This window comes from Mucilaginibacter kameinonensis (assembly GCF_003675385.1).
Classification (GTDB): Bacteria; Bacteroidota; Bacteroidia; order Sphingobacteriales; family Sphingobacteriaceae; genus Mucilaginibacter; species Mucilaginibacter kameinonensis.
Window position 1 is genome coordinate 1,212,136 of the sequence record NZ_RCWZ01000002.1, and the last position, 20,325, is coordinate 1,232,460.

At 42.7% G+C, this 20,325-nt stretch carries 19 protein-coding genes; 3 read left to right on the forward strand and 16 right to left on the reverse strand.

The window, feature by feature from the left end; translation table 11 throughout:
* Positions 1-48: 48 nt before the first annotated feature.
* The 3 genes from EAH55_RS11940 to EAH55_RS11950 form a co-directional block, all read right to left on the reverse strand.
* Positions 49-729, reverse strand: a complete 681-nt coding sequence (locus tag EAH55_RS11940; RefSeq protein WP_121809799.1) for a cell division ATP-binding protein FtsE — start codon at positions 727-729, stop codon at positions 49-51.
* 5 nt (positions 730-734) lie between these two features.
* Entirely contained in the window at positions 735-938 is a 204-nt protein-coding gene (locus EAH55_RS11945; RefSeq protein ID WP_114937198.1) for a fructose-6-phosphate aldolase, read from the reverse strand.
* Positions 939-1,057: 119 nt separating this feature from the next.
* A complete protein-coding gene (locus EAH55_RS11950) occupies positions 1,058-2,083 on the reverse strand; it encodes an acyl-CoA reductase (protein ID WP_121809800.1) in 1,026 nt (341 codons plus the stop codon).
* 101 nt (positions 2,084-2,184) lie between these two features.
* Here EAH55_RS11950 and EAH55_RS11955 point away from each other — a divergent pair, with 101 nt between their 5' ends.
* Positions 2,185-2,538: a 4Fe-4S dicluster domain-containing protein gene (locus EAH55_RS11955; RefSeq protein WP_091210659.1), complete on the forward strand. Its 354-nt coding sequence runs from the start codon at positions 2,185-2,187 to the stop codon at positions 2,536-2,538.
* 196 nt (positions 2,539-2,734) lie between these two features.
* The gene (locus EAH55_RS11960; protein WP_112573563.1) at positions 2,735-3,496 is read left to right on the forward strand and encodes a C40 family peptidase; all 762 of its coding nucleotides are present in this window, start codon (positions 2,735-2,737) and stop codon (positions 3,494-3,496) included.
* 12 nt (positions 3,497-3,508) lie between these two features.
* Here the strand turns inward: EAH55_RS11960 and EAH55_RS11965 are convergent, their stop codons facing one another.
* From EAH55_RS11965 to EAH55_RS12020, 12 genes are all read right to left on the reverse strand, one after another.
* Positions 3,509-6,802 (reverse strand): T9SS type A sorting domain-containing protein, encoded by a 3,294-nt coding sequence (locus tag EAH55_RS11965; protein WP_121809801.1) that lies wholly within the window; start codon positions 6,800-6,802, stop codon positions 3,509-3,511.
* 387 nt (positions 6,803-7,189) lie between these two features.
* The gene (locus EAH55_RS11970) at positions 7,190-8,101 is read right to left on the reverse strand and encodes a WD40 repeat domain-containing protein (protein ID WP_121809802.1); all 912 of its coding nucleotides are present in this window, start codon (positions 8,099-8,101) and stop codon (positions 7,190-7,192) included.
* 99 nt (positions 8,102-8,200) lie between these two features.
* Positions 8,201-8,788 (reverse strand): bifunctional phosphoribosyl-AMP cyclohydrolase/phosphoribosyl-ATP diphosphatase HisIE, encoded by a 588-nt coding sequence (hisIE, locus tag EAH55_RS11975; RefSeq protein ID WP_112573557.1) that lies wholly within the window; start codon positions 8,786-8,788, stop codon positions 8,201-8,203.
* Between the two features lie 211 nt (positions 8,789-8,999).
* Positions 9,000-9,755 carry an imidazole glycerol phosphate synthase subunit HisF gene (hisF, locus tag EAH55_RS11980; protein ID WP_121809803.1) on the reverse strand — a complete coding sequence of 252 codons (756 nt, stop codon included), beginning with the start codon at positions 9,753-9,755 and terminating at the stop codon, positions 9,000-9,002.
* A 135-nt stretch (positions 9,756-9,890) separates the two neighbouring features.
* On the reverse strand, positions 9,891-10,640 hold the full coding sequence (locus EAH55_RS11985) for a 1-(5-phosphoribosyl)-5-[(5-phosphoribosylamino)methylideneamino]imidazole-4-carboxamide isomerase (RefSeq protein WP_121809804.1): 750 nt from the start codon (positions 10,638-10,640) through the stop codon (positions 9,891-9,893).
* Between the two features lie 5 nt (positions 10,641-10,645).
* Positions 10,646-11,302, reverse strand: coding sequence for an imidazole glycerol phosphate synthase subunit HisH (gene hisH / locus EAH55_RS11990; RefSeq protein WP_121809805.1), 657 nt, complete (start codon positions 11,300-11,302; stop codon positions 10,646-10,648).
* 40 nt (positions 11,303-11,342) lie between these two features.
* On the reverse strand, positions 11,343-12,485 hold the full coding sequence (gene hisB, locus EAH55_RS11995) for a bifunctional histidinol-phosphatase/imidazoleglycerol-phosphate dehydratase HisB (RefSeq protein ID WP_121809806.1): 1,143 nt from the start codon (positions 12,483-12,485) through the stop codon (positions 11,343-11,345).
* Positions 12,486-12,509: 24 nt separating this feature from the next.
* Positions 12,510-13,556: a histidinol-phosphate transaminase gene (gene hisC / locus EAH55_RS12000; protein ID WP_121809807.1), complete on the reverse strand. Its 1,047-nt coding sequence runs from the start codon at positions 13,554-13,556 to the stop codon at positions 12,510-12,512.
* 129 nt (positions 13,557-13,685) lie between these two features.
* Entirely contained in the window at positions 13,686-14,972 is a 1,287-nt protein-coding gene (hisD, locus tag EAH55_RS12005) for a histidinol dehydrogenase (protein ID WP_121809808.1), read from the reverse strand.
* An 82-nt stretch (positions 14,973-15,054) separates the two neighbouring features.
* Positions 15,055-15,906 carry an ATP phosphoribosyltransferase gene (hisG, locus tag EAH55_RS12010; protein WP_112573545.1) on the reverse strand — a complete coding sequence of 284 codons (852 nt, stop codon included), beginning with the start codon at positions 15,904-15,906 and terminating at the stop codon, positions 15,055-15,057.
* A gap of 515 nt (positions 15,907-16,421) precedes the next feature.
* Positions 16,422-17,936, reverse strand: a complete 1,515-nt coding sequence (locus EAH55_RS12015) for a hypothetical protein (RefSeq protein WP_121809809.1) — start codon at positions 17,934-17,936, stop codon at positions 16,422-16,424.
* A gap of 191 nt (positions 17,937-18,127) precedes the next feature.
* Complete coding sequence (locus EAH55_RS12020; RefSeq protein ID WP_121809810.1) at positions 18,128-18,619, reverse strand: D-glycero-alpha-D-manno-heptose-1,7-bisphosphate 7-phosphatase; 492 nt, start codon at positions 18,617-18,619, stop codon at positions 18,128-18,130.
* Between the two features lie 242 nt (positions 18,620-18,861).
* On the opposite strand from EAH55_RS12020, the gene EAH55_RS12025 reads away from it, so the two are divergent.
* Positions 18,862-19,191: a YbjQ family protein gene (locus tag EAH55_RS12025; protein ID WP_112573541.1), complete on the forward strand. Its 330-nt coding sequence runs from the start codon at positions 18,862-18,864 to the stop codon at positions 19,189-19,191.
* 69 nt (positions 19,192-19,260) lie between these two features.
* Here the strand turns inward: EAH55_RS12025 and EAH55_RS12030 are convergent, their stop codons facing one another.
* Entirely contained in the window at positions 19,261-20,121 is an 861-nt protein-coding gene (locus EAH55_RS12030) for a collagen-like protein (protein ID WP_121809811.1), read from the reverse strand.
* Between the last annotated feature and the right edge of the window lie 204 nt (positions 20,122-20,325).

Here is a 20,325-nt window from a genome sequence, read left to right on the forward strand (position 1 = left end):
GTTTTGTACATCAGGGCTATCTTTAAATCCTAAAAATCATGGTTCGTTCTATATCTCCACATCTTCCAAAACTTTGCCATTTTCGCATTTGATAATGCGTGATGGAAAAGCGCGGATAATGTGATAGTCATGAGTGGCCACCAGTACAGCAGTGCCCGATTGGCTGATCTGTTTAAGCAGCATAACAATTTCTTCAGATGTTTCAGGGTCGAGGTTACCTGTCGGCTCATCCGCCAGTATTATTTCAGGGTCATTCAGCAAAGCACGTGCTATAACTACACGCTGCTGCTCGCCACCCGAAAGCTCATGAGGCATTTTCTTTAACTTTGAACGCAGGCCAACTTTTTCAAGTACATCAAGAGCTTTGTCGGCAATTAGCTTTTTGTCGGTCCAACCGGTTGCACGCATCACAAAGTTCAGGTTTTGCTCAATGGTGCGGTCGGTAAGTAACTGGAAATCCTGGAAAACTATACCCAATTTACGGCGCAGGTAAGGAATATCGCGGCTTGGCAGCTTGCTCAGTTCATAACCACAGGCATGGCCGGTGCCGGCTTTTATTCCTAAATCGCCATAAATTACCTTCAGCAGACTACTTTTTCCTGATCCTGTCTGGCCAATCAGCCATACAAAATCGCCTTTGTCAACATGTAAATTTACGTTTGAAAGTACCAGGTGCGCCTGTTGAAAGATATCAACGTTGTTTAGTTTTATTATAGAATTTCCTATCATCGTTTTTATAGCTCTAATTTTAAGATCTGCCCAAACGGCAGGTCTTTGATAATATTCATGATCTCGTTGGCTTTATCGCCTAATCCAACTTTGTCAAGCGATTTATCCGGCCTGTCAACCCTGAAATAAGCCAACAGCGTAAACTTATCATCGCGCAGTTGCACATAATCGGGTATTTTGGCAACACCTTTAACTTTTATGATATACATCGTATTGTGTCATTGGGTCATTTGCTTTGCTCATTAAGTCATTTTTTTGCTTTGCAAATAGTTCAATGACTTAATGACCTAATGAAATGATGACCGTCCTTCCCAAAGGTATTATTTATTTAAAGACTTGACAAAAATTCCATCGTATCCACACCATCGGCGTAATCCCATAATTTGGGTTGCTGGCTTTGGCCAAAACCAACTACCTGGTTATTCACCTGTAAAGGGAGCGTGCTTACAATGCACTGGATGTTTTCGGCATTTTCATTGATGATGTTTTCGGCATTTGCTGCGTTGTGATAGTAATTAAAAAACAATACTGACAGCGGAGATGTCAGCCTGTCATCTTCTTTCACCATTAAAAAACCATTGTCAAGATGTTTGTCTCCGTTTACCAGGTAAATAGATTTGTTGTAATCGTAGTTGTTGTTGTATTTATGATGATTAATGATAGCCTTATGGTTTTCTATCGATTCAAAAAAGAAAGTGAAGTCGTAATCCTCAGGTACCAATATTTTAGATACGTTTCGGCAGCCAAGTCCGTAATAGTCTAAAATATCATGGCCCAGGTTAAACAGGTCTTCGGCGCTTTCATTGCCGCTTAGTACAGCAATACTGTTGCGGTTTTTGCGGATGATATTAGGCACTTTGCCAAAATAATAATCAAAGTAACGTGAACTGTTGTTGCTGCCCGTAGCTATGATGGCATCAAAGCCTTCCAGCCTGTCAACAAAGCTAAAGCTATCTGCAAAAGTGGGATCAATAGCTGCCAGTTTTTCCAATACAGCTTTGATAAGCCTGGCATCCTGGGATGAAGCTTTAATCAGCGCTTTATTACCTGAAGCTATAACACAAAGCACATCATGGAAACCCACCAGCGGGATATTGCCCGCCAGGATAAGTCCAACTTTTTTTGGGGCCTTGTCCGTTTCAAGGTTATATTTTGAAAGCCAGGTGTTCAGATCAGCTTCGTTAAGCATATTACCAATGGCTGTTACAGCTTCCAAAACGCTTGCCGGAGTAAACCAGGCATTGTGGTATTGTTCGTTTTCGATAAGGGCACTTAACGCAGCATCTGGAGTTCGCAATTGCCTGCCCAACTCCGAAAATGAATTTATTGAGGTTTTTAGATTAATTTTTGACATATATATGTTAGGGGAATAAACCCTTAAAGCCTTTTTTTGTTATATTTGTACGCTTGCAATTTGCAGGCAAAGTTAATTGAGATTATTAGATATTTAGAAATATGGCGATTAAAATCACCGACGAATGCATAAACTGCGGGGCCTGCGAACCGGAATGCCCTAATAATGCTATTTATGATGCAGGAGCTGCCTGGCGTTTTAGCGACGGGACAGGCCTTAAAGGGATTATTGATTTTGGCGATGGTAATACCCTGAATGCTGAAGAAACACAAGCTGCATTATCTGACGATATATATTATATAGTACCTGATAAGTGTACCGAATGTGTGGGTTTCCATGATGAGCCTCAGTGTGCTGCCGTTTGTCCGGTTGATTGCTGTGTTGATGATGAAGATATCCGCGAAACGGAAGAAGAACTGCTTGCCAAAAAAGATTGGCTGCACATGAACGAATAGTATAAGCCTTACAAAATATTAAAGGGGATGTGCATTGCATATCCCTTTTTTGTTTAGCGTTTTTTTTGTATTATCGTAAAGCTTTTACCCCAGAGCAGCAAATACCAATTATAAAAGTAACATCATATTTAAATGTTAACTGTGTATAGTTTAAAAATACGCGCGAAATTTTTGTTTATTTGACATTTACAGAACTATGGAGTACGGGATATGTAACCTTGCTGTAATTCCGCTCAGGGCCGAGCCCAATGAACGGAGTGAGCAGGTGTCGCAATTATTATTTGGCGAGGCATTTGAAATAACCGAGTGGCAAACTAACTGGGTTAAGATCATTGCCGAAAGTGATGGGTATGTGGGATGGATAGGCCGTTTACAATTTGCTATGCTTGGTCATTTAGCGTATAAGCATATAAAAAGCCATCCTTCGCAACTTACTTACCAGGCCGTTACCCAAGCCTGGAAAATAAGCGATAACAGTATTGTTTATTTACCAGCAGGCAGCTCGCTCGCTTTTTTGGAAGGCACATCTTGTAGGATTGGCAATGATCGTTTTGAAATTATTGGTAAGGTTGGCGAACCCGAAGATATTGCCGCTACTGCCAAAACATTTCTGAACTCGCCCTATTTGTGGGGGGGGCGGACTCATTTTGGGATCGACTGCTCGGGCTTTACACAGGTAGTTTATAAACTTAAAGGCCTCAGGATTAAGCGTGACGCCAGCATGCAGGTAAAAGAGGGCACAAAGGTTGAAGCGATAAAGGATGCAAAGCTTGGCGATTTGGCATTTTTTGATAATGCCGAAGGACGCGTAACACATGTAGGCATCATGCTCAATAATGAGCATATTATTCACGCTTCAGGTAAAGTTAAAATTGATACCATCAATGAAGATGGCATATACTCGCTTGAGTTGAAGAAGCATACCCACAATCTTTGCGGGATCAGGCGCTTTTTTTAGTGATCTCCGGATTTATTTCTTAATGAATTTTTTAAACCCGACAACAGTATTGTCATTGCTGTTAACAACCTGCATAATATAAGTTCCGGGTACATAGCTTGCTACATTATTTTGCCAGTTGGCTTGCGATGATGTAGCGGTAGCCATTAGCTTCCCTTCGCTGTTGGTGATGTTTATTTTATACTTGATGGCACTGCCATTGTTAAATTGCATTTCGGCATGAATAACATCAGTAGCCGGATTGGGGTAAAGGTTCATGTTGGCGCTCAGCGTATTCTGCGGTTTATTGGTAAACATTACCGGGGCAATTTTTGAGTAAGTTGCATCGCCGTTTAAATCAATTTGTTTTAAGCGGTACTGATTAAGGCCCTGGGCCGGCGTTTTATCATTAAGCGAATAGCTTTTTGCCCCGGTTGAATTCAGCGTGCCTACCTGATCAAAGGTTTTACCGTTGTCAGTACTTCTTTCAACAACGTAGGTGGTGTAATTGGCTTCGTTTTCGGCAAACCAGGTAACCTGGGCGCTTTCATTTATTCTCTTAGCGTCAAAGCTAAGTAGGTGTACCATGAGTGCCTGATTTTGGCGTACAATAAGCTGTAACCTGTCGGTGCCGAAGGTAGCAGTGTTGCTTTTGTCTATGTTGAAGTTATATTCCGCCTGTGTTTTGATATTCACCGAATCTTTTAAAAAACTATCCTTTAACCAAACGTCATACAGGTCGGGAAGATCTTTTAAATCGGTTAATTTAAGTTTATAAGGGCCGGACGCGGTGGCATCGGCAAGCAGTCGGATTGTTTCCTGAGTTTTACCCGGCAGAGGACGACGATGGATAGCAACCTGCACGCTGTCGCTTGATAATGCCGATAAGCTTTCGAGAGCGCCGCTGCCCCCCAGATCTTCGGTATCTTTGTTTTTATCAAAGGCGGGAGAAATATCCTTGACAAGGACAATAGCTATCCCGTCCATGTTTAAAGAGTCTTTGATAAGCTGTAATCTGATCAGCGGCAATATAGGTTGGTTTGAGGGGGCTGGTTCCGAGGCAGCAAAACTGCTTTGTTTAGTGCTCATCAGGGCCAATGGGGTTTTCCCGTCAGGTATGCTTAATATTTTGTTAAGAGTACCTGATAAAGGCGGTTGCGTATTTGTTTTGGCCGATTCACTGAAAGCCATAGTTTGCCCTGTTGCCGTAGCTCTGATAAAAAAGCCCTGTCCACTGGCAATCATGTTACTGGCCGCTCCGCCGCTTATGCTTTGGATCCCTGGATTAATTGTGGTTGTGGTATCAGCAACTGCTGTTATTTGGTTGGCATTTTGCTGATAACTTTCATATTGTTTGTTGATAGGATTATAGACCCACATCGACAAAACCGGGGGGATATTAGCTGTTACAGTAGTATAGACCTGCGCTTTTTGTCCGGAAATATAGATTGATGAAGAAGGATCGGCGTTGCCACCAGATACCCCTTTACGATTCAGTTTTTCAAAATTGATGGTACTTGCATATGGGTTACCAACCAGGTTATAGCCTTGTACCCTGCTTCCGGTAGTATTGGTATATAGTAACGATGTAGTGCCTGTATACCAGTGTTTAACCGTAATATTTCCCTGGTTTAAAGAGCCTGTAGCGGTAAATGTGGTGTTTTCAGGGATATGCGATACCACCGTGGCCTGTGCTATGGTTGTTGACCTGTCTCCCCTGAAAAAGAATAAAAAGCCATTGCCCGAGTATAACGTAAAAGTCCCTGATTCGCTATCAAATGAATATGGTGAAGAGTTTATATTATTTAGTCCCCGGTAATTACCACTTGTAAAACTCGAAATTGAGCGGGCTGTGTTTTCCCTGAAAAAATATATGGTTGGATTGTTAGCATTAGGTGAAGGATCAAAACCACCTGCAGCCAAAGTTGTACCTGTTACATAAGCGTTGGCTTTAAGGTAAGCCAGCGTAAACGCTCCCGATCCGTTATTTATTGGCGATGCAAGCAACCGGTATCCACGGTGACCTGAGCCGCCATTTATGTAGCGTTGTGCATTTACGTTGCCGGTAATGGCTGTGCCCGACGGAATGCTTGCTACAGTTGCCGAACCCGATGCGTCGGAGATTAAAGTCAATATTCCCCCGGTGGCAAGAGTTGCAGTACCTGCCATGGTTAATATGCCTAATGATGATACGGAAAACTTACCGGCCCCCGACATGGTTTTAGTGCCGCTATTCTGAACAAATACATTTTTGAACACCACACCATTGCCTCCGTCAGATCCGGCATCGGTAAGCGACTCGGTGACACCTTTAAAATAAACATTAGGGTTATTGGTTATCGCGTCAACCTTACCCGACGTGGATGCTGAGTTCCAGTCGCCGTAAATGGTTAGGTCGCCGGAGTTTATGGTTTTGGTACCAGTTGCCGAAAAGTTTATATTTTGATAGGCAGTAGGGCTAATATCAAGTTGGCTGGTACTTTCGGTATATACGGTTTGCCCGCTGCCGGCATATTCAACCGTACAGGTTCCTGATCCACCTCCGTTGCTATAAAAGTCTATTGATGCTGCGTTGCTTCCCGATTTAATAGGAGTTGCATTAGTTAATTTAAGTACCGGGTTAAGCGAGGAGCCCGAAGGTACATCGACATAGATATTGGCAGTTGCTGCCGTTCCAAGTGTTAAGGAGATACCCGTTGGCGAAACGGAGGTATTGGTATATAATTGTCCGCCAACTGTTGTTGTGCCACCACGTACATAAAAGGCAGAGTTGTTATTTTGTAAAACGCCCACGCCTAAAACAGCATTGGTTGTCCCATAGATATTCACATCGCCCGATATTTGTAAACTGTTAACGGTGGATATTAAAGATACCTGGTTGCTTGTAAGCGCCCCTACACTTAAAAAGTTGGTATTGCCAACTTGTAGTGACGAGCATGTTACGGTACCGGTACCGGTAATTGTATTAACAACTGTGCCGCCAAGACCAAGCAAAGATACCGTTGGAGGGTTTTGGGTGATTGTACCGGCTCCTGTTCCGGAAACAGTTAAGGTGCCATTAACTGTAAGCGATAAGCCATTAACCGCATTAAATGTAAGTGACTTACATACAGCCGCGGTACCATTGGCGATTACCGGTTGAGAGGCATTTAGTAAAGCGAGATTAATTACAACATCCTCGCTTGCCAGAGGAAAGTGGCCCGCGCTCCAATTGCTGTTATTTGTCCAGCTTGTTGATCCTCCAATAAGTGGAGGGTTCCAGGTATTTTGCGCTGACACAGCCGAGCTAAGAAATAAAAATAGAATCAGGATGATTTTATTTTTCATAAGTATACATTTTGATACTATTTTTTATATTCCTATAGGCTATATGGCTGGCTGGTAATAGCTTTTATGAATAGGGGAGTATCAACGTATAGTTACGATTAATGCGCTATAAATGTTATTGATTTTAGCGAATGAATAAAATGAATAAACAAAATAGGAATGAACGAAGCGGCTGTTTTAAGTATTTAAAATTGCGTTTTTAATCTGTAAAATATGTTATTTAATACTATTATTGAGCGTTTGAACATGGATTTTAATAGCAAAAACCTTAATAAATTTAAGTTGTGGTTTGATAGAGAAATAGGGAGGCTAGGCGGTAATGATATTTACAGCAGAAATAAAAATGTCTCATTTAACAGCTTGCTAAAAGCCGCGTTGCGAAGGGTTTTATTCAAATTTAATTTCCCAGTTGATGATGGCTTTGTCGTCACTTACAGAAAGCAATTGATCGGGAGCGGCCCAGGATAATTTATTGATGGAAAGTACATGGCTTGGATAGCCTTTTTCCCTGCTGATGTTTTTATAAAGTTTAAAATCATCTGATCCCCAAATCTTGATGCTTTTGTCCATACTGGCAGTAGCAAAATAAGGCAGGGTAGGGTGGAATAGGATATGGTTTACGGCAAAAAGATGGGCGGGGATATTCTTTATTTCATGATAGGTGTTGCTATCCCAAATCTTAACCTGGGCGTCACGTGCACCTGAAGCGATGTAAGTTCCATCAGGACTGTAGGCTATCGAAAAAACAGCCATAGTATGTCCGTGGAGTGCTTTTATTATTGTATAATCTTCCAGATCATAAACACCAATATGGTTATCGCGACAGCCAAATGCTACCTGTTTTTGGTCCGGAGAAACAGCAATACACCGTACAGTGTCTTTAGACACGGTGATGCTATGCACCATCTCAAGCGTTTTAAGGCTCCATACGGATACCGTGCCATCTTCTGAGGCTATTAACAGTTCATCCTTTTTAACAGCCGATTTGATGTCGAAAATGGATTTGCGATGATGTCTTAAGGGCTTAAGTAATTTTTGCTGGATAAAATCGAATACCAAGACCTCGCCACTGCGCAAACCGGCAAACATTAATGGATAGCCCTCCGGGCAATGAATGGCATAAATAGACGCGTTAACAGGAAACATCACCTTAATGAAAGAGAAATCTTTCAGACTCCATTCAACCAATCCCTTATCGTTGCCACCCGTAAACAATATTCCAGGCTTTTGCGAAAGCTCAAGCGTGAATATAGGGTTGGTATGTCCGGTAAGCTCGGCAGTTTTTTGTACGGTGATCATTCTTGGTTCATAGGTTATGGTTAATAGTTCATAGTATTGATATAGCTAATTAGTTAGATAATTAAGCCATGAACTATGATCTATCAACCATGAACAAAATTACTTATGTCTCGATTCTAAATTTTTAGCGATAGTTTCTAAGGTCAAACCTTTTTCGCGTAGTAGCACCAATAAATGGAAAACAAGATCTGATGATTCATTGATCAGGTCGGTTTCTGTTTCAGCCAGGGCTGCTATAACAGTTTCTACGCCTTCTTCGCCAACTTTTTGGGCTATTTTATTAAGACCTTTATTACGGAGTTTGTTCACATATGATCCTTCTACAGGATTCTCATACCTGTCGGCAATGATATTTTCCAGCTCCAGGATAAAGTTTTGATTAAACTCGGTGTTGAAACAACTGCGTGAGCCTGTGTGGCAGGTAGGGCCATCCGCTTTAACTTTGATCAACAAGGTATCGTTATCGCAATCAATGCTGATGCTTTTTACATGCAGGAAATTATTGCTGGTTTCGCCTTTGGTCCACAGGCGGTTTTTTGAACGTGAATAGAAAGTGACGATATTTTCCTGTACAGTTTTATCGTAAGCTTCCTGGTTCATATAACCCAGCATCAATACCTCAAGGGTTTGCTCGTCCTGTATAATTACGGGGACAAGTCCGCCGGTTTTTTCAAAGTCTATGTTCATTTTGTCCTAATTCAAATTAATTTTGCCGCTTTGCTATAGTCTGAAGTTTCACATGCTGTTCGAAGTCTCTGACTTCGAATTAGCTATGTATGTAGTTTGTAACTACATACAGTTTTTCGCTTTAACAGGTGCTTTACTGTAGTCTGAAGACTACAAACATAGTCGTCTGAAGTCAGAGACTTCAGACAGCAGCTGCAAAGTTATCAGTTTATCAGATCCGTACTTCTATTTTATTACCCTGCAGGGTTCGCTTCAAATCAGGTATCAATATCTCACCATAGTGAAATACTGAGGCTGCTAATGCCGCGTCGACGTTAGTTTTTTCAAAAACATCAACAAAGTGTTCAACTTTACCTGCTCCGCCTGAAGCAATCACCGGTATATGAACAGCATCATTTACTATTTTTAGCAAGCCATTATCAAAACCGCCTTTAGTGCCGTCATGGTCCATAGAGGTAAGCAGAATTTCACCGGCGCCACGGCTTTCGGCTTCCAGGATCCACTCCAGCGTTTGACGTTCTGTAGGCAACCTGCCGCCATTTAAGTGAACTACATTTTTATCGCCTATGCTGCGGGTGTCAACGGCTATTACTACAAACTGAACACCAAAAGCGGCAGCCAGTTCATCTATCAGTTTGGGGTTACGTACAGCCGCCGAATTGATGGAGATCTTATCTGCTCCCGCAATCAGCAAGGCGTCTGCATCGGCAATTTCATTGATGCCACCGCCTATAGTAAACGGAATATTAATTTGCCGGGCTACGGCTTTTACCAGCTCAACCATAGTTTTGCGGCGTTCAACGGTAGCTGTAATATCCAGAAATACCAACTCGTCGGCTCCCTGGTTCGAGTAGTTCCAGGCCAGTTCCACCGGGTCGCCGGCATCGCGGAGATCAACAAAGTTGACGCCTTTTACAGTCCGCCCGTCCTTAACGTCAAGACAGGGGATAATTCTTTTTGCAAGCATGCTTATTAAAATATGTCATTGCGAGGAACGAAGCAATCGCGAACTATACAAGTCCGACCTGTATGGTGTGCGATTGCCACGCTATCGCTCGCAATGACATGAGGTGTACAGGTTTTTAATGAGGGGGCTGGGGGGCTATATCGAAATCAGCGCGTCCAGGTTCCAGTGTTTCACATCTTCAATGGTGATGTGGCCCTCGTATATCGCTTTGCCCACTACTACCGACTCAACTTTTAAGCGGTTTAGCTTTTCGATATCGCCCATAGAGCTTACGCCACCAGATGCGATAAGTTTGATGAAAGGTGAATGATCGAGCAGTTTTTCGTACAATTCGATGCCGGCGCCGCCAAGTTTACCGTCTTTGTTAATGTCGGTGCAAAGGAAACGGAAGAAACCTAAGTTCAGGCATTTATCAACGTAGTCCATTAGCTTGATGGGGGAGCTTTCCATCCAGCCTGAATATTTAATAACTTCGTCAAGTACGTCGATAGCAACAACTACCTGGTCGGAGCATTTGTCTTTGCCGCAAATTTCTTTACTTAAATCGGGCAGGAAATTAGGATTGGTAAGCGCCTGCGTACCAACAATTACACGGTGAACGCCGGCGTCTATCAGTTCTTTTACTTTTTCGATACTGCGGATACCGCCGCCATATTGCACCTTCATGTCTGTTTTACGGATCACATCAAACAGATATTGCTGATTGCTGAAATCGTTTTTAGCACCGTTAAGGTCAATGATGTGGATGAAATTGGTGCCGTTGCTCTGGTAGCGCTCAATCATTTCTTCAAGGGTAACATCGTATTCGGTTACCTGTGCATAGTCGCCTTCACGAAGACGGACTACTTTCTTGTTCAAAATGTCAATGGCAGGAATAATGTACATATCCTTTATATTTTTGAGAAATTAGTTAACAATGTTTCGCCAAACTCACCCGACTTTTCCGGGTGGAATTGTACGCCATAAAAATTATCAAGCCAAATTGATGCCGAAAATTGATTTCCATAGTCAGCGGCCAGTAAAGTGTATGCTTTATCATACTCAATAAAGTATGAATGTACAAAGTAAAAGTGTGAACCTGACGGTATATTTTCAAATAATGGATTTTCCTTTTCGGGGTAAACCCTGTTCCAACCGGTGTGCGGTACTTTGTGTTCTGCACTATCTGCAAACCTTAAAGTTTTAACCGGAATGATATCCAATAAGTTAGAATCGCCCTCTTCTGAATAAGAGGTAAGCAGCTGCATCCCTACGCAAATACCCAGGGTTGGTTTCTTTAACGCCTTAATGGCTGGTACCAGTCCGGTAGCCTTAAGCTTATTCATGGCCGCACCGGCATGCCCAACCCCCGGAATAATATAGCGGTCGTATTTATCAAAATCCTCTTCGCTGTTGATAAAGCCATAAGGGATACCTAAGCGCTCTAAAGCAGCAGTAAGGGAAAATATGTTTCCGGCTCCGTATAGGATAATGCCGATGCCCCCCCCGCTCCCTGAAGGGGGTGCCTCTGCGAGGCTTTTTTTATTATTTTGATCTGGTGTTTTCATGTTAATTAGTTGCTCCCCCTTTAGGGGGCTTGGGGGGCTCTTACAGCAGTCCTTTAGTGCTTGGTAAAACCATCTTATCTACATCACGTTTTACGGCCATTTTTATTGCCTTGGCAAAGGCTTTAAATATAGCTTCAATTTTGTGATGTTCGTTTTGTCCTTCGGCTTTGATATTCAGGTTGCTTTTTGAGGCATCGCTAAACGATTTGAAGAAGTGGTAAAACATTTCGGTTGGCACATCACCCACTTTTTCGCGTTTAAAATCGGCATCCCAAACTATCCAGTTGCGGCCACCGAAGTCGATAGCTGCCTGGGCCAGGCAATCATCCATTGGCAGGCAGAAACCATAACGTTCGATGCCCATTTTGTTACCCAAGGCCGTAGCGAATACTTCGCCTAAAGCAATACCGGTATCTTCAATGGTGTGGTGCTCGTCGATATGGAGATCGCCTTTTGCGGTAATTTCCAGATCGATACTGCCGTGACGGGCAATTTGATCAAGCATGTGGTCAAAAAAGTGCAGGCCGGTTGATATTTTGGCATCCCCTTTACCATCAAGGTTTATTTTGATGTGGATATCGGTTTCCTTAGTAGCACGACGATGCTCAAATACCCGCTGGCCGAGTTTTAAAAACTCGTATACCTTCTGCCAGTCGGTAGTTTCAAGAGCGATAACATCATCGATATGATCGGCCTCAGAAAATTCGCTTCCTCCAAGGTTGCTGTTATTGTTAAGCCAGATTGCTTTCGCGCCCAGGTTTTTAGCCAGTAATACGTCGTTTTTACGATCGCCGATGGTGAATGAGTTTTTTAGATCGTATTTGTCCGCATCAAGATATTGCGTAAGCAGCGCGGTGCCCGGCTTGCGGGTGGGGGCATTGTCACGGGCAAAAGTACGGTCGATGATCTGGTTGGCAAATTTTACGCCTTCGCCCTCAAATGCCTGCAATACAAAGTTATGAACAGGCCAAAAGGTATCCTCGGGGTAAACCGAAGTGCCTAATCCGTCCTGGTTGGTAACCATTACAAGTTCAAAATCAAGCTCTTTAGCTATTTTAGGCAGATAGGTTAATGCGCCTGGATAAAATTCCAGCTTGGCAAATGAATCAATTTGCTCATCAGCCGGTTCTTTGATCAGGGTGCCGTCGCGGTCAACGAACAATATTTTCTGTAAATTACTCATCAAAATATAATTATTGATTTTACCTTATTTGAAATTTTGTAAGGTATCTAACAAAACAGTGTTTTCATCAGGAGTGCCAACGGTTATGCGGAGGCAACCCTCGCAAAGCTCAACTTTTGAGCGGTTGCGCACGATGATGCCTTGTTTTACCAGGTAATCATAAATGCAGTTGGCATCGGTTGTTTTTACAAGGATGAAGTTGGCATCAGACGGATATATATCCAGCACAAATTCAAGATCTTTCAATTGTAATACTAACCTGTCGCGTTGTGTAAGGGTTTCTTTGATCCATTCGTTTACCTGACCTACATTGGCTAAAGCTGCCAAAGCCAGTTGCTGCGATGATTCATTAACATTGTAAGGCGGCTTTACCTTGTTCATCACCTCAATAATCTCTTCGCTGGCAAAGGCCATCCCTACGCGTAAACCAGCCAAACCCCATGCTTTTGATAAGGTTTGCATTACCACAAGATTGGCATATTCGGTAAGTTCCTGGATAAATGACTTTTGCCTGCTGAAGTTGATGTAAGCTTCATCAACTACGACAATGCCGTTGAAATTAGCCAACAGGGTTTGAATATCGTCGCGGTTAATAGAGTTGCCGGTAGGGTTGTTTGGCGAGCAAATAAAGATCAGTTTGGTGTTTTTATCTACAGCCTCGGCAATGCCTTCTAAATTAAGCTGATAATCTTCAGTTAGGCTTACTTTACGGGCTTCAATATCATTGATGTTTGCTGATACCTCATACATGCCGTAAGTAGGCGGTACCAGGATCACATTATCAACTCCCGGATTACAAAAACTGCGGAACAGGATATCGATAGCCTCATCGCTACCGTTGCCAACAAAAATATTGCGTGGTGGCACCCCTTTTATTTCGGTGATACGTTTTTTCAGGTCGTACTGTAAAGGATCCGGATAGCGGTTAAACTGCTGATCTAAAGGCGATCCGAAAGCGTTTTCATTTGCATCCAGAAAGATGCTTGCTTCGCCCTGGTACTCATCACGAGCAGATGAATAGGGTACAAGGCGTTTTATATTTTCTCTGAGTATATTATTAATGTCGAACATTGTTTGTTCATATAAATGATGTCATTGCGAGCGATAGCGTGGCAACCGCACGGAAGCATGGTCGCCCTGTATAGCATGCGATTGCTTCGTCGTTCCTCCTCGCAATGACATGTAGTGTTAATATTATTATTAATTGCTTAGCCTCACACTTACCGCGTTCCTATGCGCATGCAAGCTTTCCAGTTCGGCCAAAACTTCAACTGTGTGGCCAATGTTATTGATTCCCTCACGGGTAATGTGCTGGAAGGTGATCTTTTTCACAAACGAATCAACGGATACGCCTGAATAAGCCCTTGCATAACTGCTGGTTGGCAGGGTATGGTTGGTTCCAGATGCATAATCGCCCGCGCTTTCTGGTGTTAGATTACCTAAAAATACCGAACCTGCATTTATGATGCTTCCTGTGATCTGCTCCCAGCTTCCGGTAGCAAGTATCAGGTGCTCCGGCGCGTACTGATTGCTGAAAGTCATGGCTTCGCTCAGACTGCGGGTAATCACCACATAAGAGTTATCGATAGCCAATTTAGCTATCTCAGCGCGAGGCAATACAGGTAATTGCTTTTCTACTTCCGCGATAGCTTTTTGGGCAATATCGGCAGAGGTGCAAACCAAGACTGCCTGACTATCAATGCCATGCTCTGCTTGTGCCAGCAGATCGGCAGCGATATATGCAGGAATTGCGGTTTCATCGGCGATAACCAAAACTTCTGACGGCCCCGCGGGCATATCAATAGCCGTTGTGGTAGTTGACTGGATAATGGTTTTAGCTTTGGTTACAAACTGGTTACCCGGACCGAAGATCTTATCAACTTTAGGGATACTTGCAGTTCCGTAAGCCATAGCTGCTACAGCTTGCGAACCACCAACCAGGTAGATCTTATCTATTCCCAGCATCAGTGCTACATAAGCGATAAAGGCATTTACCTTGCCGTTTTTTTGCGGAGGCGAACAAACCACAATTTCATGACAACCTGCTATCCTTGCCGGGATACCAAGCATCAAAAAAGTACTTGGCAATACTGCCGAACCGCCGGGGATGTACAAGCCAACTTTTTCAATTGGTCGTAATTCGCGCCAGCAGGTTACGCCGGGCATAGTTTCAACCTTGTCTTCGGTTTTTAACTGCGTTTGGTGAAATTTATAGATGTTGCTGTAAGCCGTTTCCAGGGCAGCTTTCTGATCTGCGGATATCGCTTTGGCAATCTCTTCTAGTTCTGCTTTTTCAAGATAAAGCTTGCTCAGTTCCACCTTGTCAAATTTCAATGCGTAGTCAAACAAGGCACTGTCGCCATGCTGCTGCACATTGGTGATCACGTCCTCAACAATGGTCCTGATCTCATTGGCCGGGTCAACATTGCGTTGAACCAACTTCTGAATATCGGCGGATGAAAGTTCTGAATAGTTGTATGTCTTCATACCAGTTTGCAGTTATCAGTTTGCAGTTTACAACAGTTAGCAATTTACCATAGCGCAAACTGCTAACTGCCACTGCCAACTACTATAAAATGATCTTCTCAATAGGCATCACCACAATGCCTTGTGCGCCGGCTTGTTTAAGCTGACTTATGCGGTCCCAGAAATCACGCTCCGGGATTACGGTGTGTACGGCTACCCAATCTTCTTCGGCCAATGGTACTACTGATGGGCTTTTTACGCCGGGTAGTAAAGCAATAACAGCCGGAAGGTTCTGCTTTTCAACGTTTAGCACTACGTATTTAGTCTCTTTAGCGCGTAAAACAGATTGTACACGTTGGATTAGCTCTTGTACCAGGTCGCTTTCCGCAATGGATTTGCTTCCAATCAGTACAGCTTCTGACGACATTACATCGGCAAAAGGTTTCAATCCGTTGCTTTTTAGTGTACCACCGGTTGAAACCAGGTCGCAAATGGCATCACTCAGACCTAAGCCCGGTGAAATTTCAACCGAACCGGAAATGGTACGGATATCTGAAGTAATATTTTGTTCTTTTAAAAATTTGCCTAAAATGGCAGGGTAGGTAGTAGCAATTGCTTTGCCGTGTAAATCGGCCAGTGAATTGATATCGCTGTTATTTGGTACCGCTATTTTAAGCGAGCATTTTCCAAAGCCAAGGCGTTGCAGGTAGCTTACTTCAACTTCGGTTTCCTGGATCACGTTTTCGCCAACAATTCCTAAATCGGCAATGCCATCCTGAACATATTCAGGAATATCATCATCGCGAAGGAAAAGAATTTCTAAAGGGAAATTAGATACCGGAGAGATCAGCGAGCTTTTATAGTTTTCGAAGTTTAAGCCGCAATTTTTTAATAATTCAACAGATTTTTCGTTGAGCCTGCCAGATTTCTGGATAGCTATTTTAAGTGTTTTCACAAAATAAGTTTTAAGAAACTATAATAAAAAAGAGTATAAACGGAGGTTGTTATTTCGCGTAGAAACATACATTATCTTATCACCACAGAGTGGTGATGGTGGAGATGAAGATGATGTAGTGCGAGACCGTTCATTTTTTGTATAGTAAAACTATAGATTAGTTGCGCAAATATAGAGAGATGTTTTTTAAATCAAAATTTAATGTGAAAAAGTGCAGCGATACTTGAAATTTTAGGGAAGTTTTCTGCCGGATTAAGTGCGCTTTTAGAATTTAATTTTGTTGAAAGGCTTACCATTGTTAATACAAGTGTTCGAGAGATGAAATTATATCCCCGCCGTTGTTGGTGTTGTCACCAACAATTTATTCCCGTATCTTATCAAGAATCAACAAAGCCTTTATACGCAGCGCATAGTTGTTGGTGACAACACCAACAACGGTGGGAGAGTTAAATAATTAGCAGCATTGATTATATACGACTCTGAAAATCTTAAAATTCTGTAAATCCTGATTCTGACTACTCCTCATACTCATAAATACCGCCCTCTTCGCCAAAATCCTTGATCAGTTTTAGCTTTTTAACTTTCTGAATATCTTTTAAATTGATGAGTTCAGGATTCTCAAGCACATTGAGCCAGATAAGGTAATAGTGTTTCGCCTTATAAAACTTATCAATATCCTTTGTGAAAAAACGGTGAGGTACCAGGTACGATGACATGCCCGAGAAGAAGTAAACCGCTTCGTGAGCATCGGTATAAATTTTTACTCCGGGCTTAAACAGGCTTTGATCTCCACCACGCAAATAGCTGGCAAACTCCGAGTCGATCCAGCTTTCGTCGGTAAATCCGGGATTGCCATATTCATCTGCAACCTGGTCTTGATAACGAGCCTTGTCTATCAAAAACTCGCTGGTAATAAAGCCCAGCATCAGTATAATCATTATAGCACTAACAATACGCCGGGTTGTGGAATTGCTTATCTTTTTAAGCAGGAGCAGGGCCCAACTGGTATATCCCCATAATGCAGAGATATATAATGGCGATAACAGGCGATGGTTAATTCGCTCGTACCTTGAAAAGGTAGATGATAACACGATAAAAGCCCCGTAAACCAACGCGAAAGTAATTGCCAAATTCTCGAAGCTATCAATCTTGCGGCGAAAATAATTGAACGCGAGTGCAGCGATAAAACCCAGGAAAATAATGATAGCCAAAGGTGTGGCGGCCCAATATTGATTAGGCGTTAGGCCCATCCAATCGCACATTACGGTGCCGAAGTAATACAGGTTTTTGCTGAAAGGCGTAATAGATGGTTCGCGCGGGCCTGTTGTTGTCCCTGTTACAAAGGCGTTGAAAACGAGGTTGCTTACTAATAATGAGATACAGATTATTCCGTAAACAATGATATGAACGATTTTCTTTTTTAAAGGCAATACCCTGTCCAGCAATAAAAGAAGCCCGCCGGTACCCACAATAGTTACAGCCGCATACCGGGTGATACAGCTTACGGCCGCTATAACAGCAGCCACTATAAGTGCCTTAAGGGTATGTTTTAACAGATACTCGCGGAAGGCAACGATGAAAAACAGGATCTCGAGGATAAATAACGTTTCCGACCATAAATAGGAATAAACCTGCAACAATGGCGGACTCAGAATAATGGCCGCCAGCATTAACCATTTATAAATTCTTGATGCAGGTACAAAGTGCTCCATGATCCACCCGCTGGTGAATATCAGTGTTGCAAACATGATACCGTTCATTATCGCGCCAAACTTGACCGGATCTATCTGCGTGATAAATGAAAGTATACCAAGAAAAATCGGATAAAAAACCGGGAAGTCGACAATGGGAACATGGTTAAACGTAAGTAAGTTACCATGGTTTTTAAAGCTCCTGGCCGCGCTGGTGTACATGATACTATCCGGCGAAACACCTACTCCGCTATACCTGAAAAACAAGCTCAAAATAAACCAGCCAACAAGGGCGGCTATAACAGCATCAAGATTTTTTAGGTAACGGCTTTTTTGCATAGTATGATATAAATATTGGTAAAAAGCAGGAGAGAAGAAAATGTTTTAAGGAAGAGGCTTTTATTTTTGGTCAAAATGCACTTTCCAAACCGTCATTGCGAGGCACGAAGCAATCCCCGATATGCATTTTGCCTTGGATAGTTTGGGATTGCTTCGTGCCTCGCAATGACGTTGTTAAGAGATTATTTAGCTTATGCTATCTGATCAAGCACGGTGCTTATAGGCTGATCGCTGTCAATCAGGATGCCTTTTACGCCTGCGGCAGTGCCTGCTTCAACGTCACGTTCACGGTCGCCTATAAAGTATGACTGCGACGGATCAATATTGTATTTGGCTATTCCTTGCAGTAACAATCCCGGTTTTGGTTTGCGGCAATCGCAGTCACCAGTAAAGTTGGGATGATGTGGGCAGTAAAAAAAGTCGGTAATTTCAACGCCGTGATCCTGGTAAACCTGTTTCAGATGGTTGTGCATTTTTGCCAGTTCTTCTTCTGTGTACCAGCCTTTGGCTAAGCCACCCTGGTTGGTTGCTACAAGCAGCATATAACCACGGTCTTGCAAGGTCTTAAGGGCATCAAAGTTATCAAGTACATGAAAATCCTCAAAACGGCGTACATAATCGCCCATTTCCTGGTTTAACACACCATCACGATCTAAAAAAACAGCTTTAACTTTATCAGGCATTGATTTTAAATTTTCGGCAAAGGTAGTGTTTTTTTGAGTTTATAGTTGATATTGCATAGCTCATGGTTTTGTCTGAACCTGGATTAAAAGGATTTATGGATTTGTCGCTGTCTGACCCCGAATTAAACGCCCGTAACCAATCTCAAAAAATAAAAACACAAAACCTCGTAATATCGTTAAGGATACTGCATCTAAATAAAAATCGGGCGGGTTAAACGCCTGTCCCACAAACTTAAACTAAAATGGATACATCACTTATTACAACAAGCACATCTTTAGAAGGGTACAAAGTTACCAGGCATTTAGGCGTTGTACGCGGCATTACGGTTAGGAGCCGGAGCGCCCTGGGTAATATCGCAGGCGGTTTTCAGTCGCTATTTGGCGGCAGGCTTTCCATTTATGTCGAGCTATGCGAAAACGCACGTGAAGAAGCTTATCAACTGCTAATCCAACATGCTCAGGCTATTGGTGCTAATGGCATTATTAACATGCGTTACGATGCGAATGAAGTAATGCAGGGTATTACCGAAGTACTGGCTTACGGAACAGCGGTAGTAGTTGAAAAGATTTAAAATATAAAAACCGGGAGCGACAATCGCTCCCGGTTGGTTTAGTGAGGGTTAAGGTTATTGAAAGTATTATTAATTGTTGATGCGCAGGTATCTGCGTACCGACTCATAATCATTGATATCGATATTTTTGGCTACTGATGCCGCCACACCACCCGGAATGATCACATAACGATATTGTAATACGGTGCTAAGGTTTACCGAATTTGAATTATCAAGTGTATAGCGGGTAATATTAAAATGCTTAAACCGGGGTGCAAAGTTGATGACGCTGGCCTTGTTGCCTGCATAGGTTAGGTGAGGCAGTGGAAATACGCCACCACCGTAGGTAAAGTAAACTTGTATAAGGGCGTGCGACAAATTTTCGGTTGTAAGATCGTTGGCCGGGATATCCGCAACGTGCATCAAACTGTTATCGATGGTACTATCACGAAAGTTTTTGGCATATACCCAATCCGAATAAATGACATTGGCCGTACCGGCAGGCCCGCGCAAACTAAATGCAGCTCCCCATGTTGAGCCAACCTTAGGGCCATATAACGAATAATTGTTTTTATCCAGGTAATAATCACCGGCTTTACCCAACGTAGCTGCAGGAGCACCTGTGCCGCTTAATACGGTATTACCGTCGGTGCCCGCCGTACCTGTGGGGCCTTTTAAAGAGAAATTAGTTCCCCAGCCTGCTGTTGTTTTAGGGCCGTATAACAAGCCGTTTGAGGTATTGAGGTAGAAATCGCCTTCTTTACCAATAGTGGCAGTAGGGGCGGTAGTACCGCTATAGATAACGCTGCCGTCACTTCCCGCAGGACCTACAGCGCCGGTTGCACCGGTATCACCTTTTGCTCCGGCCGGGCCAACATCGCCTTTTTTACAGGCTTGCACAAATACAAAAAGTACAATAAATGAGATTAACAGGTAATTGATTTTTTTCATGTGGATGTAGATAAAATGGGTTTGAATATTCAACTTTCGGCAGCTTGATTAATTCTGCTCCCGTTAGCATAATCCAAAATTGTTTACCTCGCCCAAAAAAAGAAATAGGAGAGTTACGCTATCATAAACGCACATTTACCCAATTAAACCGCGTAATTTAACGTTACTGGTTTTCGGTATCAACGCACAGTTTATCAGTGGTTT

Coding starts and splice junctions, on each gene's coding strand:
- EAH55_RS11940 (WP_121809799.1), bottom strand. CDS start 729: ATGATAGGAAATTCTATAATAAAACTAAACAACGTTGATATCTTTCAA.
- EAH55_RS11945 (WP_114937198.1), bottom strand. CDS start 938: ATGTATATCATAAAAGTTAAAGGTGTTGCCAAAATACCCGATTATGTG.
- EAH55_RS11950 (WP_121809800.1), bottom strand. CDS start 2,083: ATGTCAAAAATTAATCTAAAAACCTCAATAAATTCATTTTCGGAGTTG.
- EAH55_RS11955 (WP_091210659.1), top strand. CDS start 2,185: ATGGCGATTAAAATCACCGACGAATGCATAAACTGCGGGGCCTGCGAA.
- EAH55_RS11960 (WP_112573563.1), top strand. CDS start 2,735: ATGGAGTACGGGATATGTAACCTTGCTGTAATTCCGCTCAGGGCCGAG.
- EAH55_RS11965 (WP_121809801.1), bottom strand. CDS start 6,802: ATGAAAAATAAAATCATCCTGATTCTATTTTTATTTCTTAGCTCGGCT.
- EAH55_RS11970 (WP_121809802.1), bottom strand. CDS start 8,101: ATGATCACCGTACAAAAAACTGCCGAGCTTACCGGACATACCAACCCT.
- hisIE (WP_112573557.1), bottom strand. CDS start 8,788: ATGAACATAGACTTTGAAAAAACCGGCGGACTTGTCCCCGTAATTATA.
- hisF (WP_121809803.1), bottom strand. CDS start 9,755: ATGCTTGCAAAAAGAATTATCCCCTGTCTTGACGTTAAGGACGGGCGG.
- EAH55_RS11985 (WP_121809804.1), bottom strand. CDS start 10,640: ATGTACATTATTCCTGCCATTGACATTTTGAACAAGAAAGTAGTCCGT.
- hisH (WP_121809805.1), bottom strand. CDS start 11,302: ATGAAAACACCAGATCAAAATAATAAAAAAAGCCTCGCAGAGGCACCC.
- hisB (WP_121809806.1), bottom strand. CDS start 12,485: ATGAGTAATTTACAGAAAATATTGTTCGTTGACCGCGACGGCACCCTG.
- hisC (WP_121809807.1), bottom strand. CDS start 13,556: ATGTTCGACATTAATAATATACTCAGAGAAAATATAAAACGCCTTGTA.
- hisD (WP_121809808.1), bottom strand. CDS start 14,972: ATGAAGACATACAACTATTCAGAACTTTCATCCGCCGATATTCAGAAG.
- EAH55_RS12015 (WP_121809809.1), bottom strand. CDS start 17,936: ATGCAAAAAAGCCGTTACCTAAAAAATCTTGATGCTGTTATAGCCGCC.
- EAH55_RS12020 (WP_121809810.1), bottom strand. CDS start 18,619: ATGCCTGATAAAGTTAAAGCTGTTTTTTTAGATCGTGATGGTGTGTTA.
- EAH55_RS12025 (WP_112573541.1), top strand. CDS start 18,862: ATGGATACATCACTTATTACAACAAGCACATCTTTAGAAGGGTACAAA.
- EAH55_RS12030 (WP_121809811.1), bottom strand. CDS start 20,121: ATGAAAAAAATCAATTACCTGTTAATCTCATTTATTGTACTTTTTGTA.